12 protein-coding genes and 3 pseudogenes are annotated in these 13,840 nt (G+C 61.7%); 6 read left to right on the forward strand and 9 right to left on the reverse strand.

Features of this window, described 5'->3' with window-relative positions; genetic code table 11:
- Positions 1–142 (reverse strand): annotated as a pseudogene (locus HDG37_RS35785) (DDE-type integrase/transposase/recombinase); the annotation flags it as partial.
- Positions 143–537: 395 nt separating this feature from the next.
- On the opposite strand from HDG37_RS35785, the gene HDG37_RS35790 reads away from it, so the two are divergent.
- Together HDG37_RS35790 and HDG37_RS35795 are read left to right on the forward strand one after the other, a co-directional pair.
- Positions 538–2,088, forward strand: a complete 1,551-nt coding sequence (locus HDG37_RS35790) for a hypothetical protein (RefSeq protein ID WP_260335229.1) — start codon at positions 538–540, stop codon at positions 2,086–2,088.
- 207 nt (positions 2,089–2,295) lie between these two features.
- Positions 2,296–2,988, forward strand: a complete 693-nt coding sequence (locus HDG37_RS35795; protein ID WP_184055985.1) for a phosphatase PAP2 family protein — start codon at positions 2,296–2,298, stop codon at positions 2,986–2,988.
- A 1-nt stretch (position 2,989) separates the two neighbouring features.
- Here the strand turns inward: HDG37_RS35795 and HDG37_RS40495 are convergent, their stop codons facing one another.
- Positions 2,990–3,169: a hypothetical protein gene (locus HDG37_RS40495; protein ID WP_409260268.1), complete on the reverse strand. Its 180-nt coding sequence runs from the start codon at positions 3,167–3,169 to the stop codon at positions 2,990–2,992.
- 43 nt (positions 3,170–3,212) lie between these two features.
- Positions 3,213–4,014 (reverse strand): annotated as a pseudogene (locus HDG37_RS40500) (IS6 family transposase); the annotation flags it as partial.
- Here HDG37_RS40500 and HDG37_RS35805 point away from each other — a divergent pair.
- Positions 3,901–4,179 carry a hypothetical protein gene (locus tag HDG37_RS35805; protein ID WP_184055922.1) on the forward strand — a complete coding sequence of 93 codons (279 nt, stop codon included), beginning with the start codon at positions 3,901–3,903 and terminating at the stop codon, positions 4,177–4,179. The pseudogene HDG37_RS40500 and the gene HDG37_RS35805 overlap by 114 nt on opposite strands.
- Positions 4,180–4,318: 139 nt before the next feature.
- On the opposite strand, the gene HDG37_RS35810 is transcribed toward HDG37_RS35805, so the two are convergent.
- The 3 genes from HDG37_RS35810 to HDG37_RS35820 form a co-directional block, all read right to left on the reverse strand.
- On the reverse strand, positions 4,319–4,909 hold the full coding sequence (locus HDG37_RS35810; RefSeq protein WP_184055924.1) for a hemerythrin domain-containing protein: 591 nt from the start codon (positions 4,907–4,909) through the stop codon (positions 4,319–4,321).
- Between the two features lie 87 nt (positions 4,910–4,996).
- Complete coding sequence (locus tag HDG37_RS35815) at positions 4,997–5,317, reverse strand: hypothetical protein (protein ID WP_260335230.1); 321 nt, start codon at positions 5,315–5,317, stop codon at positions 4,997–4,999.
- 746 nt (positions 5,318–6,063) lie between these two features.
- A complete protein-coding gene (locus tag HDG37_RS35820) occupies positions 6,064–6,948 on the reverse strand; it encodes a manganese catalase family protein (protein WP_184055926.1) in 885 nt (294 codons plus the stop codon).
- 457 nt (positions 6,949–7,405) lie between these two features.
- Between HDG37_RS35820 and HDG37_RS35825 the strand changes: the two are divergent.
- Positions 7,406–8,020: pseudogene (locus HDG37_RS35825) on the forward strand (nitric oxide dioxygenase); the annotation flags it as partial.
- Between the two features lie 421 nt (positions 8,021–8,441).
- Here HDG37_RS35825 and HDG37_RS35830 read toward each other — a convergent pair.
- Positions 8,442–8,957 (reverse strand): hypothetical protein, encoded by a 516-nt coding sequence (locus HDG37_RS35830; RefSeq protein WP_184055928.1) that lies wholly within the window; start codon positions 8,955–8,957, stop codon positions 8,442–8,444.
- 37 nt (positions 8,958–8,994) lie between these two features.
- On the opposite strand from HDG37_RS35830, the gene HDG37_RS35835 reads away from it, so the two are divergent.
- The gene (locus tag HDG37_RS35835) at positions 8,995–9,150 is read left to right on the forward strand and encodes a hypothetical protein (protein ID WP_184055930.1); all 156 of its coding nucleotides are present in this window, start codon (positions 8,995–8,997) and stop codon (positions 9,148–9,150) included.
- A gap of 101 nt (positions 9,151–9,251) precedes the next feature.
- The gene (locus tag HDG37_RS35840; protein ID WP_184055932.1) at positions 9,252–11,543 is read left to right on the forward strand and encodes an FdhF/YdeP family oxidoreductase; all 2,292 of its coding nucleotides are present in this window, start codon (positions 9,252–9,254) and stop codon (positions 11,541–11,543) included.
- 265 nt (positions 11,544–11,808) lie between these two features.
- Here the strand turns inward: HDG37_RS35840 and HDG37_RS35845 are convergent, their stop codons facing one another.
- Complete coding sequence (locus tag HDG37_RS35845; protein WP_184055934.1) at positions 11,809–12,717, reverse strand: LysR family transcriptional regulator; 909 nt, start codon at positions 12,715–12,717, stop codon at positions 11,809–11,811.
- Between the two features lie 180 nt (positions 12,718–12,897).
- A complete protein-coding gene (locus HDG37_RS35850) occupies positions 12,898–13,728 on the reverse strand; it encodes a 3-keto-5-aminohexanoate cleavage protein (RefSeq protein WP_184055988.1) in 831 nt (276 codons plus the stop codon).
- Positions 13,729–13,840: the final 112 nt, after the last annotated feature.

The following is a 13,840-nucleotide window of genomic DNA, read 5'->3' on the forward strand; positions in this document are numbered from 1 at the left end:
GCGCACACCGGAAACTCTTGAAGCCCATCATCGGCTTGATGACACGTTTGATGGCGCGGTGATCCTGCTCGATGACGTTGTTCAGATACTTGTTCTGCCGGATCTTGATTGGCTTTTTCCGCTCAGCGTTGAGCGCTTCGAGCGTGTCGCGCAGGCTGAGGCGGAACTGGTAATACCAGCGAACGGCACAGCTGACGAAGACGTCGGGGAGCCGGTGACCGATAAATCGATTTCGTCTGCTTTATTGCCTGACTCTACCTGCGCCTGTCCAAGAACCTCCCAGTGCCTTTGTGAGCGAGACCCGAAGGAATGTCTTCGTCTTTGTGTGAGGTGACGAACAAATGGTTACATTGGCGCGCGTATACTCGTCAAAAAAGTGACATATAGCACGATGAGATCGAAAGCGACCACGGATTCAGCTGCGCGATATCTTGCGGTAAGCAATGTATCTTTCGTTTAACTGAACAAATCGAGAATACCTTGCGTGGATGGTTCCAGATCAACCTTCCGAGGTTTTTGATGACTATCCGAAGCCTGATGAACACTGGCATTTCGCCTGCGCGTCTGTGGGGTGTGTGGCTTATTGCGACCGTGGTTGCGTCGGTGCCATTCCTCGTCACGCCATATCCTCCTCTTGGGCAACACTTTTACAATATCGTCCGGCTCGATATCCTTTCTCATCCGGCATCGTATGCTAGAAATTTTGTCGTTCAGTGGGATGCCGTGCCTGACCTTGCCATGGACCTGGCCCTCCCGTGGTTCACGAAGCTCATACCGGTAGAATGGGCCGCCTGGCTGTTTACCCTCGTTGAACTCGGGCTATTGACATCGGGCTGCCTGGTGTTGAGCCGAGTTGCCAATGGCCGCTGGTCATGGTTACCGTTTATCAGCTTCCTGCTGCTCTATAACTGGATACTGATACGCGGCTACGATAACTTTCTGTTTGGTCTTGGCATTTCCTTTTGGGCGATCGCTGCGCACGTGGCGTTGCGCCGGGCCACCCTCGCGCGGATCCTGGTTTCGTGCTGTAGTGCCCTTGTCATCTATTTTTGCCATCTGTTTCCGCTCGCCGTTTTCGCTCTGGTCGCAGGCACGTGGGAACTTGGCTGTCTTCTTCGGGAGGGGAAGGTCTCGATTCATTCACTGGCTCGCCACGCGGCCGCGAGCTTTGTTCCGTTGCTGCTCCCCCTTGCACTGTTGATCCACAGCAGCACCGGCGGCCTTCATGGGTCAACCCACTTCGGCCTTATCCACGTACTTTCGAAGCTCGCTTTCTGCATCGATGTCTTCTCAGTGGGAAATCGTGCAGGCGATGTGGCGATCGTGGCGGGTTTGAGCCTGTTCGTGGTCATCGGTCTCGTTATGAGATGGTGGACGTGCGAGCCAGAGTTCCGGATAACCGTGTTTTCACTTCCGCTGGTAGTCCTGCTCGCACCGTTTGACGCGTTTGCTTCCTACGGTGTGATCGAGCGATGTGGGATCAGCTTCGCGTTTTTGCTGACTGCGCTGGTTGGCATACGACATTCGGTGGCGCCACGTCTCCAACGAGTCGGCGCACTCGCTCTCACGCTTGTCTTTGTTTTCCGGATCGTGACTGTGACTGAGGACTGGCGGGGCGACAGTCCTGTCATTCAGGCTTACCGCACTACGTTCGCGTCTCTGAAGGCCGGTTCCGTCTTGTTCCAGTACAAGCAAGACACCGCCGACCGGTCTCCATGGAAAGACCCCCACCGCTGGAACCCATATTTGGACAAGGTGGTGGCGCTCGCAACAGTGAATGGCGTTCTCGTGCCGGATTTGTATCTCAAAGCGGGCCAGCAACCCGTGCTTTACCGGAGCGAGAACGTAGCATTGAGGGAGTTCCAGGACGACAGCTCTACCCGGAAACCGAATGTCTTAGCAAATGGCGCCATGTTGCGCGCGTGGTCGACTGAACTGCTGGATCGTTTTCCGGACCTTCAAAGCCGGTTTACGACGGTCTATCTTGCGGTGCTCGACCCGTACCGGCGCCTACCCGAGACGCTTGATGGTTGGCAACTCGTTGCGACTTTACCTGAACATCGGCTCTATGAACTGCGTCCGCGTTGAGCTCAAATATTGATCTTGGACGACCACGACGCATGAGAGTTACACGGTATCGACAAGGCATCGGTCGACGGGTCGCATCAAGGAGGCTGTAGTTGTTTCTTATCCTCGTCCGTTGCAACGTCTTCGGTTCAAGGCGTTGCCGACGATAGAGCCCGATACGAGCTAGTCGCATCGGAAGTTGGCATGGTCCGATTTTCTTACAAGACAATGAATAGCTTCGATTCGTCTATCGAGACATATCTATCCACCATCCACTTCGGTTATCTCACGGCCCAAACCATAGAGGTCATTGCCGACCTCTACACCTTCAAAGGGCTCGTGCTCATACCGTTGCTGTGGTGGATGTGGTTTCAGCGAGACGAGCGCCGCGAATGGCGGCGAGAAATGGTGCTCGCAACGCTTCTCAGCGGCCTCCTGGCGCTCTTCGTCGGAAGACTGCTGACTCACTGGTTGCCGTTCAGAGTGCGCCCTGTCTTTAGCAGCGAGCTGCATCTGCACTTTGCGGGTCACGTCATCGAGGACGCACAGCTGTCGAGTTGGAGTTCCTTCCCAAGCGATCACGCGATGTTATGGATGGCGGTCGCCACTGGCATCTTTCTCGTGTGGCGGGGCATCGGCGTGCTGGCGATTCTCTATACGGTGCTGGTCATTTGCTTGCCGCGTGCCTATCTAGGCTTTCACTACCCGACCGACTTGCTGGCTGGCGCGCTCGTGGGAGCCGGAATCACCTATCTCATGACGCGAGACGCGATTCGCGTGCGCTACGCCACTCCGGCGCTGCGATGGATGGAGCGTTACCCGGGACCGTCAGCGATGCTGGCCTTTATTCTGTGCCTCGAACTCGCCACGCAGTTCGACGAACTGCGCAAGCTGACGGGCAGTGTGATCAAACACCTATGAATCACACATGGCGGTTTTGTCGCGATAAGGAAGTCAGTGCGAGCGGATTTGATATGAAGAGGACTGCATATATGACCAGCGAATAGAATTGCTCGGCAGCGGTTCTGGTGTCGCCATCGTGCTGCATCTGCCCTTTGCGAATCATGTGCATCACCTCGATGCCGGACAGAATGATGCGCACACCGGAAACTCTTGAAGCCCATCATCGGCTTGATGACACGTTTGATGGCGCGGTGATCCTGCTCGATGACGTTGTTCAGATACTTGTTCTGCCGGATCTTGATTGGCTTTTTCCGCTCAGCGTTGAGCGCTTCGAGCGCGGCCAGATTGGCGCCGCTCTTGTCCACAGTGATAGTCTCGGGCTCGACATTTTGGACAATCGCCTTGTCGAAATACCGACGTGCAGCAGCCTTGTCGCGATGCGCACGCAGCAGGATCGATCGTGTTGCCCTCCTTGTCGACGGCCCGGTACAGATATTGTCCTTTTACCTTGACGTAGGTCTCGTCCATGCGCCAGCTCTTGCCGGCCGGGCGCTTGATTCGCCGAAATGCCTTTTCGAACAAGGGTACGAGTTTGATCACCCATCGGTGCACACTTGAGTGATCGACCTCAATTCCCCGCCCGGCCATCATCTCTTCGAGGTTGCGCAGGCTCAGCGAGTACGCCACGTACCAGCGAACACACAGCAGAATCACGTCCAGCGGATAGTGCAAGCGCTTGAGAACCTTGCCGATCCCCGCAGGAAACGTCGCACGCGATGAATTCTTCGTTTTGCCCATCTCGTTCGTGGTTCGTGAGGGAATGCGAATTCTAGCGCACCGCGTTAGCGCGACAGAACCATGCACGTCAGGCACGTGCAATGCGCATCTCGGGACCAGGCGGGCCGATGTATCGGACCGAAGGAGCCGAACATGCGTGTGCAGGCGATAGAGATGGCCGACTTCCTCGTAAGCTGGACCGTCGTCAGGGATTCGGAAGGTGTTTTCCAGTGGATCGTGCTCGTGACCGAGCGCGGCGGCGAACATGGCACGGTCTTCGAGCGACGCGGGACCTGCGGCCACGTGTCGTGGGGAGATGCGCAGGACATCGCGGCTGAGAATGCGCGCCGCGTCGCGGCCACACTCGTCGAGCCGGACAAGACGAAATCGCCGCGCGAGCGGATGCCGGTGGCGCCCCGCGCGAATCATTGATGCACGGTCGGGGGCAGTGGCTGCTACGTCGCGTCGAGTAACGATTTCATCGGCGCCCCCAACGGAGATCCAGGCAGTGACTGCTGGCGGCCGCTTCGAAACGCCGCCGCACCACCCATTCGCGAATCCGCTACTCCCTCTAACTTCGCCCCCGCCCCGCGCGACGCGACCTCGGCAGGCAATGCCGTATCGCTAGCAAAATAGTCGATCCAAGCAGCAGCGTGGCGATTGGAAACGTGCCGGCGGCATTCACCGCGATGTCCATCGGGCGCTCCCCGAGCAGCTGCATACGGCGGCGCGTCATCGCGGCGCCGAGCGGCTGCAGTTCGTTCTTCAGCATGCGCTCGGCGTCGGGCAGCAGGACGGTTTCCTCGTCGGCGACATGATGGGCAACCTCGCGAATCAATTGAAAAAACAGCCCATCGTAGGCGGCGTTTTCGGGGCCCATCGCACGCAGCTTCGCGATCGTCGCGCGCATCTGGTCGTGTTCGGGACGGCTTTTCTTCAGCGTTTCATCGCTGTCGAGTGCGCGGTCGAGCGCCGGATAGAAGATTTCTTCCTCCAGCTGCGCGTGGATTTCGAGCGCGTCGCACACGCCATTGACGATCGCACGTTTGCGCCACCACGGCGTGGACGCGTGATATCGGTGCGAAGCGGCGAGCACGTGCATATGGTCAAGGCGGATCATCGACGTGATCGACGGCGACAGCGATGAGGCATCAGTGGACATGGCGTTTCTCCAGGGCAAGGGTGCTCGCGGGTACCGCATGCCCCATTCCCGCTGCCCGACAATTGGTCAACCGGGTGCCAGCGCCGCCTAGCGGGCCTCTTTACTGCTCGTGAAAGCATTCAACGCGGAGTCCGCGGCATCCGCCGCGCGGGCAAACAGATCGTCGACGATTCTGCGCGCCGCGCTATAGCCGCCCATCAACGCATCAGCCTCGGTGTCGAACGCCCGGCCGCCCGCAATGTCGAAGCGCAGCGGCGAGAACGTTGCGACGGCGGCGCCCGCCTGATAAATGTGAACCACCGCCGCGTAGCGCGTGCGTACCGCCGCGCGCTCGGCGGGGCGCAACGTGAAATCCGCCTCGACGGTAACCTCGATCGTGAACCCGTGATATTCGTAGGTCCGCATCATCCTTTCCTTCGTCGTGTAAGTGGGTACGTACCGGTGCGCGATGATCACGCGGGACGGGCGCGGCGCTCGTCGCCGCCGCGCGCATTCGAGCGGCGCTGGCTCGATGCTTCGAGCGTATCGAGCCGCGCAAGCAACAGACGCGCCTGTATCGCTTCAACATTTTCGCATCATGGTCTGAAGCAACGATTCGCCGCAGCATACGCTGGCGGTCGCAAAAATGTGCATCGGGCGGGGTGGTCGAAACCATGGCGTTGCGGACGGGCATGCCCGAACGCGCAGTTAGCGCCTTCGCGCGTATTTGAACCTGCCCCGCGGTGACAGCGCGCGCAAAGTCGCCGGCCCATCGGCTGCAACCTGCTGAGCGCGGTCTCAATCAAAATGTGGACTGATGCGTGGAGGGACGAAATGCCTGATATCCGACAAGCCTGCCCGTGCGCCGTCGATGCACAGGGCCGGCGAAATTCCGCAAGTTCCGATTCCACCCGCGACGCGTCCGGCGCTGTGTGGAAATCTCGCGCGGCGGCGCTGCGCAGAACACTCGTCATCATATTCGCGATCGCCGCGACGGCCGCATGCGCGACGCCGCCCGAACGCGGCACCGCGCAGTCTTCGGGTCAACCGGCATGCAACGTGGCCGGCAAGTTCTGCAACACCTTTTTTGGCCCTTAACGAGACGCGCGCCCGCGCATGAGCTGCGTTGACGCGCGAGACCGCAAGAGGACCGATCAGATATTCCCGCGGCGCGTTCACCCGAGGTCGTTGCTGCGCGGCACCTCGCTGCCCAACTCAGCGCCGGTCGTCGGATCGCTCGACGGGTCCGAGCGCAGCCGCGTGGCCATCGCGGTGACCGCGGTTTCCTGTTGCGCTTCGAGGCCGACCGACGCGGTGCCGTCGCCGCCGTCCACCGCCGGTTCACCGGTCTGTAGCGTGAGACCGGTGCCGCTGTTCCACGGTGTGTTCACCACCGCTCCGTCGTGCGACATCTTGTAGTAGACGCTCGCGAATTCCTGTCTCGGCGGTAGCTTGCCCGGCGGAAAATTCGGGGTGATCGCATATAGCGCCTTCTCGAACGACTTCTGATGCGCAACTTCGCGGGTCATCAGAAAGCCGAGCGTCTCGCGCACGCCGGCATCGTCGGTGACGTTGATCAGCCGTTCATAGATGATCTTCGCGCGCGCTTCGGCGGCGATGTTCGAGCGCAGGTCCGCGGTCGGTTCGCCGATCGTGTCGATGTACGCGGCACTCCACGGTACGCCGCCGGAGTTCGTCAGCGGCGGCCCGCCGCCATACAGCACCTGGGTAACGTGACTGTCGTTGCCCGCGCCGTTTAGCTTGCGGTAAAGCTCGGCTTGCTGCTCGACAGCTTCGGCGAGCTCCCCTTTCGCGCCGCGGTTCAACATCGCGACGATCGAGCCGATGATCTCGAGATGGCTCAGTTCCTCGGTAGCGATATCGAACAGCATGTCCTTGCGCCCGGGGTCTTCTTCTGCAACGGCCTGCGTGAAGTAGCGCATCGCGGCGGCCAATTCGCCTTGCGGACCGCCGAACTGCTCCAGCATCAGGTTCGCAAGACCGGGATTGGTCGTGCCGACGCGAACCGTGTATTGCAGCCGTTTGTTGTGCATAAACATCGTGACCTCCATTGGAGTTGGTACTGTGGGTCGTCCATCCGCCGTGCCACGCGAGCGGAGCGTGGGTCGTCGCGAGCGGCGCGTGGCTCGTCGCATGCCGCGTTCCCGGGCGGCTCGCAACGCCTCGTGGGTGGTCCTGGGATGGTGTGCGCGGCGGCCGATGTCGCGTGTCTCGTGGCGCGCTCGGCTCCTCGTCGAGGTGTCCGTGGCCTTCGGCATGTGGACAGCCGGCACGGGTTGGAGCAGGATGGTCGCCTGGATAGGCATGAAGCAGCGGGCCAATGTCAGCGGAACCTGCATGTGAGCGAGGCAATCAACCCAGATACCCGCGCTGCGGTATCGGCACTTTTTCGATCTGCGTGCACCAGCGAGCAACCAGTCGTCCTGCTGCAGGAGGAAAGAAATGCTGACGCAGAAAACGAAGGATATCGTCAAGGACACGTCCCCGGTTCTTGCCGCACTCGGCCTGCAGCAGATCCGGCAATACAGCTTGTCCGACGTGCCGAATGGCCATACCTATCGGATCTCCGTCAAGCGCGAGAGCGGTGAGGCCGGGCGGCCGCCGGGCTATGTGTCGTCGCTGTTGCACGATCCCGTAAACGTCGGCGACGAAGTCAAACTGGCGGCACCGTACGGCACGTTCTACATCGATGTTCATGCCAAGACGCCGATCGTGCTGATCAGCGGCGGTGTCGGTCTGACGCTGATGGTCAGCATGTTGAAGCGCGCGATTCAGGACCCGCAGCGGCGTGTGGCGTTCATCCACGGTGCGCGCAACGGCGCCGTGCACGCGATGCGCGACCGTCTGCAGCAGACCGCCGCCACCCAGCCGAATTTCCGCGCGATCGTGTTCTACGACGCGCCGCTCGATACCGACGTGCAGGGCCGCGACTACGACAACGCGGGTTTCATCGACCTCAGCAAGCTGCGCGACGAGATCCTGTTGCTCGACACCGACTACTACATCTGCGGTCCTGTTCCTTTCATGCGGCTGCAGCACGACGCACTGAAAAACATGGACATTCACGAGTCGAAGATTCACTACGAGGTGTTCGGACTGGATCTGTTCGCCGGCGAGCTCGACCCGGTGCGTCCGCATTGCGCACCCGGTTTGCGCTTCTATCAGTGGATGCTCGAAAAGGATCGCGCGGCGCGACTGTACAACCAGCGCCGCCTGCGTGATCTGGCGAAGCGGGCGAGCCCCGCGTTGACGATTTTTTGCAGCCACGACGTCGACGAGTTCGAGCGGCTCGCGGGCCGTTCGGTGGCGGTGCCGGCGAAGCAGATGGCGTGATGCTCGCAGGCTTGCGAGCGCGCCCGGTGCGTCGCGGATCGCTCACGTCTTGCGCCTGGCCCAGGCATCGTGCGCGGCGGGGCGCGTTTCCTATACTGCCTTTGTCCTCCGTTTGGACTCCAGGGGACATCGTTCTCAAATGCGCTTGCGGCGACCATGCCGGTTGAAGGCTGGTGGCTCTTTTTTGCGCGAGCGCATTTCATCGATCCGGCCGCCGCAGCAGCGCGGCCGCGAGCAGGCCCGCGCCGAGCGCCACGTAGACGTTCCCGAGCGAGCGGCGCGACAGGTGCGCCTCGAATCCAGGGGTGAGCCTGTTGGGCACCACCTTGTAGTCGACCACATACGCGCTCGCCACGGTCGTGGCCGCGGCCACCGCGGTCGCGCCGGGCCGTCGTGACGGATCGGGGCCGGCCATCCGGTCAACCAGTTGCTCGAACATCATTGCCCAGAAGATCGCGGCTGCCTGATGGATCGCGAAGCCGGCCACCGTATGCCGGATGCTGAAGCCGCGTTCACGCAGCGCGCGTTGCGGCCACAGGCAGTGGGTGACGGCATTGATCGGCGCGAGCGGGCTGCCCGATGCGTCCGTGGATGCCGCCGCGGCTGTCGCCGCCGACACGCAGCCGGCCAACAGCCCCGATGGGACGGCTCGGCGTAGCGTCGCACGGGTGGCCTGATACCACGGAGAACCGACTTTGTACTCGAGCGTTTTCATGGCAGGGCTCCGGTTCAGGCGCGCAAACGCACGCCCCATGATCGCGGACAGCGGTACGCGCGAGGAGCAGCATGGCGCGTTCCGCGCGGACGATGCGCAGGAATGCCGGCCGAAAATCGTGGCCCCACTGCGATACGCAGTGCGCTTCATCGACGACGAGTTCGATGCGTTGCCGGGAACGCGCCCGCAATGACGCTGCGGACAGCAAACACCGTACCGCGACCGGGCGCCGCAGCGGGAACGCCGTGTGCTGGTGCGTCATGACGTGATATTTACGGCCAAACGGGTGGACTCATGAACAAGGAAGACAAAAGCGACGCGTATCCCTACGCGTCGGGCGGATGGGGGTCGGTCAAGGCGGTGGCGACGATCCTGCTGCAGGAAAAAGCACCGCTGAAGGACAGCCAGGTTCTGATGCATCAGAACAAGCCCGACGGTTTCATGTGTGTCAGCTGCTCGTGGGCGAAGCCGGCCGATCCGCATACGTTCGAGTTTTGCGAAAGCGGCGCGAAAGCGACCGCGTGGGATCTGACGGCCAAACGCGTAACGCCCGATTTCTTCGAGGTCCACACGGTCAGCGAGCTCGCCAGATGGCACGACCACGATCTCGAGGAAGCGGGGCGGTTGACCGAGCCGCTGCGCTACGACCCGGCTACCGACCGCTACGTGCCGGTGCCGTGGCAGCAAGCATTCGATGCGATCGGCGCCGAACTGCGCACGCTGGACCCGGCCAGCGTGGTGTTCTACACGTCGGGCCGCGCTTCGCTGGAAACCTCGTACATGCTGCAGCTTTTCGCGCGCATGTACGGCACGAACAATCTGCCCGACAGCTCGAACATGTGCCACGAAAGCACCAGCGTCGGCCTCAAGGAAGCGATTGGCGTGGGCGTCGGTACGGTCTCGCTCGACGACTTCGAGAAGACCGACCTGATGTTTTTCTTCGGCCAGAACGTCGGGACGAATAGCCCGCGCATGCTGCATCAGTTGCAGGACGCGCGCAAACGCGGCGTGCCGATCATCACGTTCAATCCGCTACGCGAGCCGGGGCTGCTCCATTTCGCAAACCCGCAGTCAGCGTTGGAGATGCTCACACCCAGCGATACGCAGATCAGCACGCAATACCACCAGGTGAAGACGGGTGGCGATACCGCCGCGATCCTCGGCATCTGCAAGCTCGTCATCGAAGCGGACGATCGCGCGGTGAGCACGGGCGACGCGCGCGTCGTCGACGTCGATTTCATCCGCGAGCATACGAACGGCTACGAGCAATTCGCTCAGTACGCGCGCGACGCGAACTGGGACGACATCGAGCGAGTGAGCGGATTGCCGCGCGACGCGCTCCAGGCAGCCGCCGACGAGTACATGAAGGCGAACGCGGTGATCATCCATTACGGCATGGGGCTCACGCAGCATCGAATGGGCGTGCAGAACGTGCGCATGCTGTGCAATCTGCTGCTGCTGCGCGGCAATATCGGCAAGCCGGGCGCGGGGCCGTCGCCGGTGCGGGGGCATTCGAACGTGCAAGGGCAGCGCACGGTCGGCATCACCGAAAAGCCGGAGCTCGCGCCGCTCGATCAACTGGCCAGCCAGTTTTCGTTCGAGCCGCCGCGCGAGAAAGGCATGAACATCGTCGAGGCCTTCGAGGCGATGCTCGACGGCAAGGTCAACGCGATGATCAACCTCGGCGGCAACCTCGTGCGCTCGGTGCCCGACCGGGTGCGCACCGAACCGGCGTGGGCCGCGCTCGGGTTGACCGTCAACGTGGCGACCAAGCTCAATCGCAGCCATCTGGTGCACGGCCAGCGCTCGTATCTGCTGCCGTGTCTGAGCCGCATCGAGATCGACCGGCAGGCGGGCGGCGCGCAGGCGGTATCGATGGAAGACAGCACGGCGCACTTTCATGGCTCGCGTGGCATGGCCGAACCGGCCGCGCCGACGATCCGCTCGGAGCCGTTCATCGTCGCGGGCATCGCGAAGGCGACGCTCGGCGAGCGTTCGAGCGTCGACTGGGATGCATGGCGCGACGACTATTCGCGCGTGCGTCTGGAGATGTCGAAGACATGGCCCGAGATGTTCGGTGATTTCGAGGCGCGCATGTGGACACCCGGCGGTGTGATCCGGCCGCTGCCGGCGCGGGAGCGCAAGTGGAAGACCAAAAGCGGCAAGGCCGAATTCATGGTGCCGACTGCGATCGGCGAAGATCCGGACATGCCCGCGCGTGAGCCCGATTCGCTGCGGTTGATGACGTTGCGCAGCGACAGCCAGTTCAACACGACCATCTATGGCCTCGACGACCGCTTCAGAGGCATCAAGGGTTCGCGCATGGTGATTCTGATGAATCGGGCCGACATGGAGAAGCGCGGACTCGCGCACGGCGACCGCATCTGCCTCGAGACGATCGCGGACGACGGCGTCGAGCGGCACGTCGACGGACTGAGCGTCGTGCCGTTCGACGTGCCGCAGGGATGCATCGGCGGCTATTACCCGGAATGCAATCCGCTGCTGCCGCTATGGCACTACGCGAAAGAGAGCAAGGTGCCGGGCGCGAAGTCGATTCCGGTGCGCGTACTGGCGGCCACGCGGTGAACAGTGCTTCGTGGATACAAAGAGGCCGGCATCGTTACCGGTGCCGGCCGCTGAATTACACCCGGGCAGCGCGTGAAGGGCATGATAAGCGCGTGCCGATCTCCATCATAGTCGGCCCAGCGGCCCTTAACGGACGCGCAGGGTGTTGGTAATGCATGAGTTGCGTACAGAGCCGAACCGGCAAGCTGGCAAAGGACGAGAACCAAAGGTTTCGCACCGGCTGCGGCGAGCGCAGCGCAATCCGGCGACCCGCGAAATGCAGCGTTCAGCGCCGCGGCTTCGAGCCCTTCCAGCTCGACTTGCGCGCGAACTCCACGAACGATTGCAGATAGTCGAGCGATGCGTCCGCTTCGCGCGTGCCGAGAAAAATCTGCTTGGCGATGCCGGTCTTGCCTAGCTTCACGCTGACCACCGGCATACGGTCCGCGTATTCCTCGGCGAGCCAGCGCGGCAGCGCCGCGACGCCGCGATCGCTCGCGACCATCTGCAGCATGATGTCGGTGGTCTCGATCGTCTTGTGACGGCGCGGCACGACGTCGGCGGGGCGCAGGAACAGGTTGTAGATGTCGAGGCGGTCGGTGTCGACCGGATAGGTGATCAGCGTTTCATCGACCAGCTGTTCGGGCTCCACATAACGCGCGTTGGCCAGCCGATGCCCGTCGGCCACCACCAGCACCTGCTCGTAATCGAACACGGGTTCGAAGCTGAGGCCGGGCCGCTTCAGCGGATCGGGGGTGACGAGCACGTCGATGTCGTAGCCGAACAGCGCGCCGATGCCGCCGAACTGGAAGCGCTGCTTGACGTCGACATCGACATCGGGCCAGCGCGCGAGGTACGGCGACACGACCTTCAGCAGCCACTGATAACACGGATGACATTCCATGCCGATGCGCAGCGTGCCGCGCTCGCCGTTCGCATATTGCTTCATGCGCGCTTCGGCGTGCTCGAACTGCGGCAGCAGCCGGTCAGCGAGTGACAGCAGATAGCGGCCCGCCTGCGTGAGGCGCAGGTTGCGGCCATCGCGTTCCCAGACCGGCGTGCCGAGCTGCTGCTCGAGCTTCCTGACGGTATGGCTCAATGCCGATTGCGTCAGATGCAGCGCACCGGCTGCCGCCGTGAGCGAGCCCTGCCGGTCAACTTCGCGGATCAGGGTGAGGTGAAAGCGTTCGAGCATGAGGTGTTTTCAACGAGGTCTCGGGCGGGCGATCTGAACGCCAGGCAGTTCGAGCTCGCTTGACCAGGAGTGATATAGCCCCGAAGCGTCGTTCGTCGCGATCGGGCGAAATTAGCCGGTGTGGCCGGCCGGGCGCGGACAACGGCACGCCAGCGCAATACAGTGGCCCGTCCCGTCGGGCTATCTTGCAGGCAGATCGAGCATTTCACGCGCTTTGGCCGCACTTGCCACCGACCGGCCATATTCGCCACACAATGAGGCCACCCGCGCAACCAGTTGCGCATTGCTCTTTGCCAGCGTGTCCTTGTCCCAGCGCACGTTGTCTTCGAGGCCCGTGCGGCAGTGTCCGCCCATTTCGAGAGTCCAATGATTGACCTCCAACTGATGCCGTCCGATTCCAGCGGCGGTCCATGTTGCATCCGGCAATAGCGTCTTGAGTTGCTGAACCTCGAACTCGAGAATCTCGCGACGCGCAGGCAGCGCATTTTTTACACCCATCACGAACTGAACGTGGACAGGAGACTTCAGCAGCCCCTGCTGAACGAGATCTGCGGTGCTGTACAGCATCGCCAGATCAAAGATTTCGATTTCCGGTTTGACATCGTAGTCGAGCATCGTTTGCGCAAGCGCGCGCACAAAGTCCGGCGGATTCTCATAGACGGTAGTCGGAAAATTGACAGAACCCGTTGCGAGCGACGCCATATCCGGGCGCAGGTCGAGCATCGCGCCGCGTTGCTCGAACGAACGGCCACGACCGCCTGTCGAAAACTGGATGATGATGTCAGGGCAGTGCTTCCGGATGCCTTCCTGAAGCGCGGCGAAACTCGATCGGTCGGAACTCGAGTTCTCCTGTTCGTCACGCACGTGCAGATGAACAAGGGATGCCCCGGCTTCGTACGCTTCCTGGGTGCTTTCGACCTGCTCGGAGATCGTGATCGGCACAGCCGGGTTGTCCTTCTTGCGGGGAACTGAGCCAGTGATGGCAACGGAGATGATGCACGGTTCGTTCATGACTAACACTCCAATTTCAGATTTTCGTCTCCCCTCCACGGCGAGCCCTCATCAGCGCGTCTCCTGCAAAATGTCCGCGCTCCCTATTTTCCAAGTCTAGTTCAAAAGGTTC

It is taken from the genome of Paraburkholderia sp. MM5384-R2 (genome assembly GCF_014201025.1).
In the GTDB taxonomy this organism is placed as follows: Bacteria; Pseudomonadota; Gammaproteobacteria; order Burkholderiales; family Burkholderiaceae; genus Paraburkholderia; species Paraburkholderia tuberum.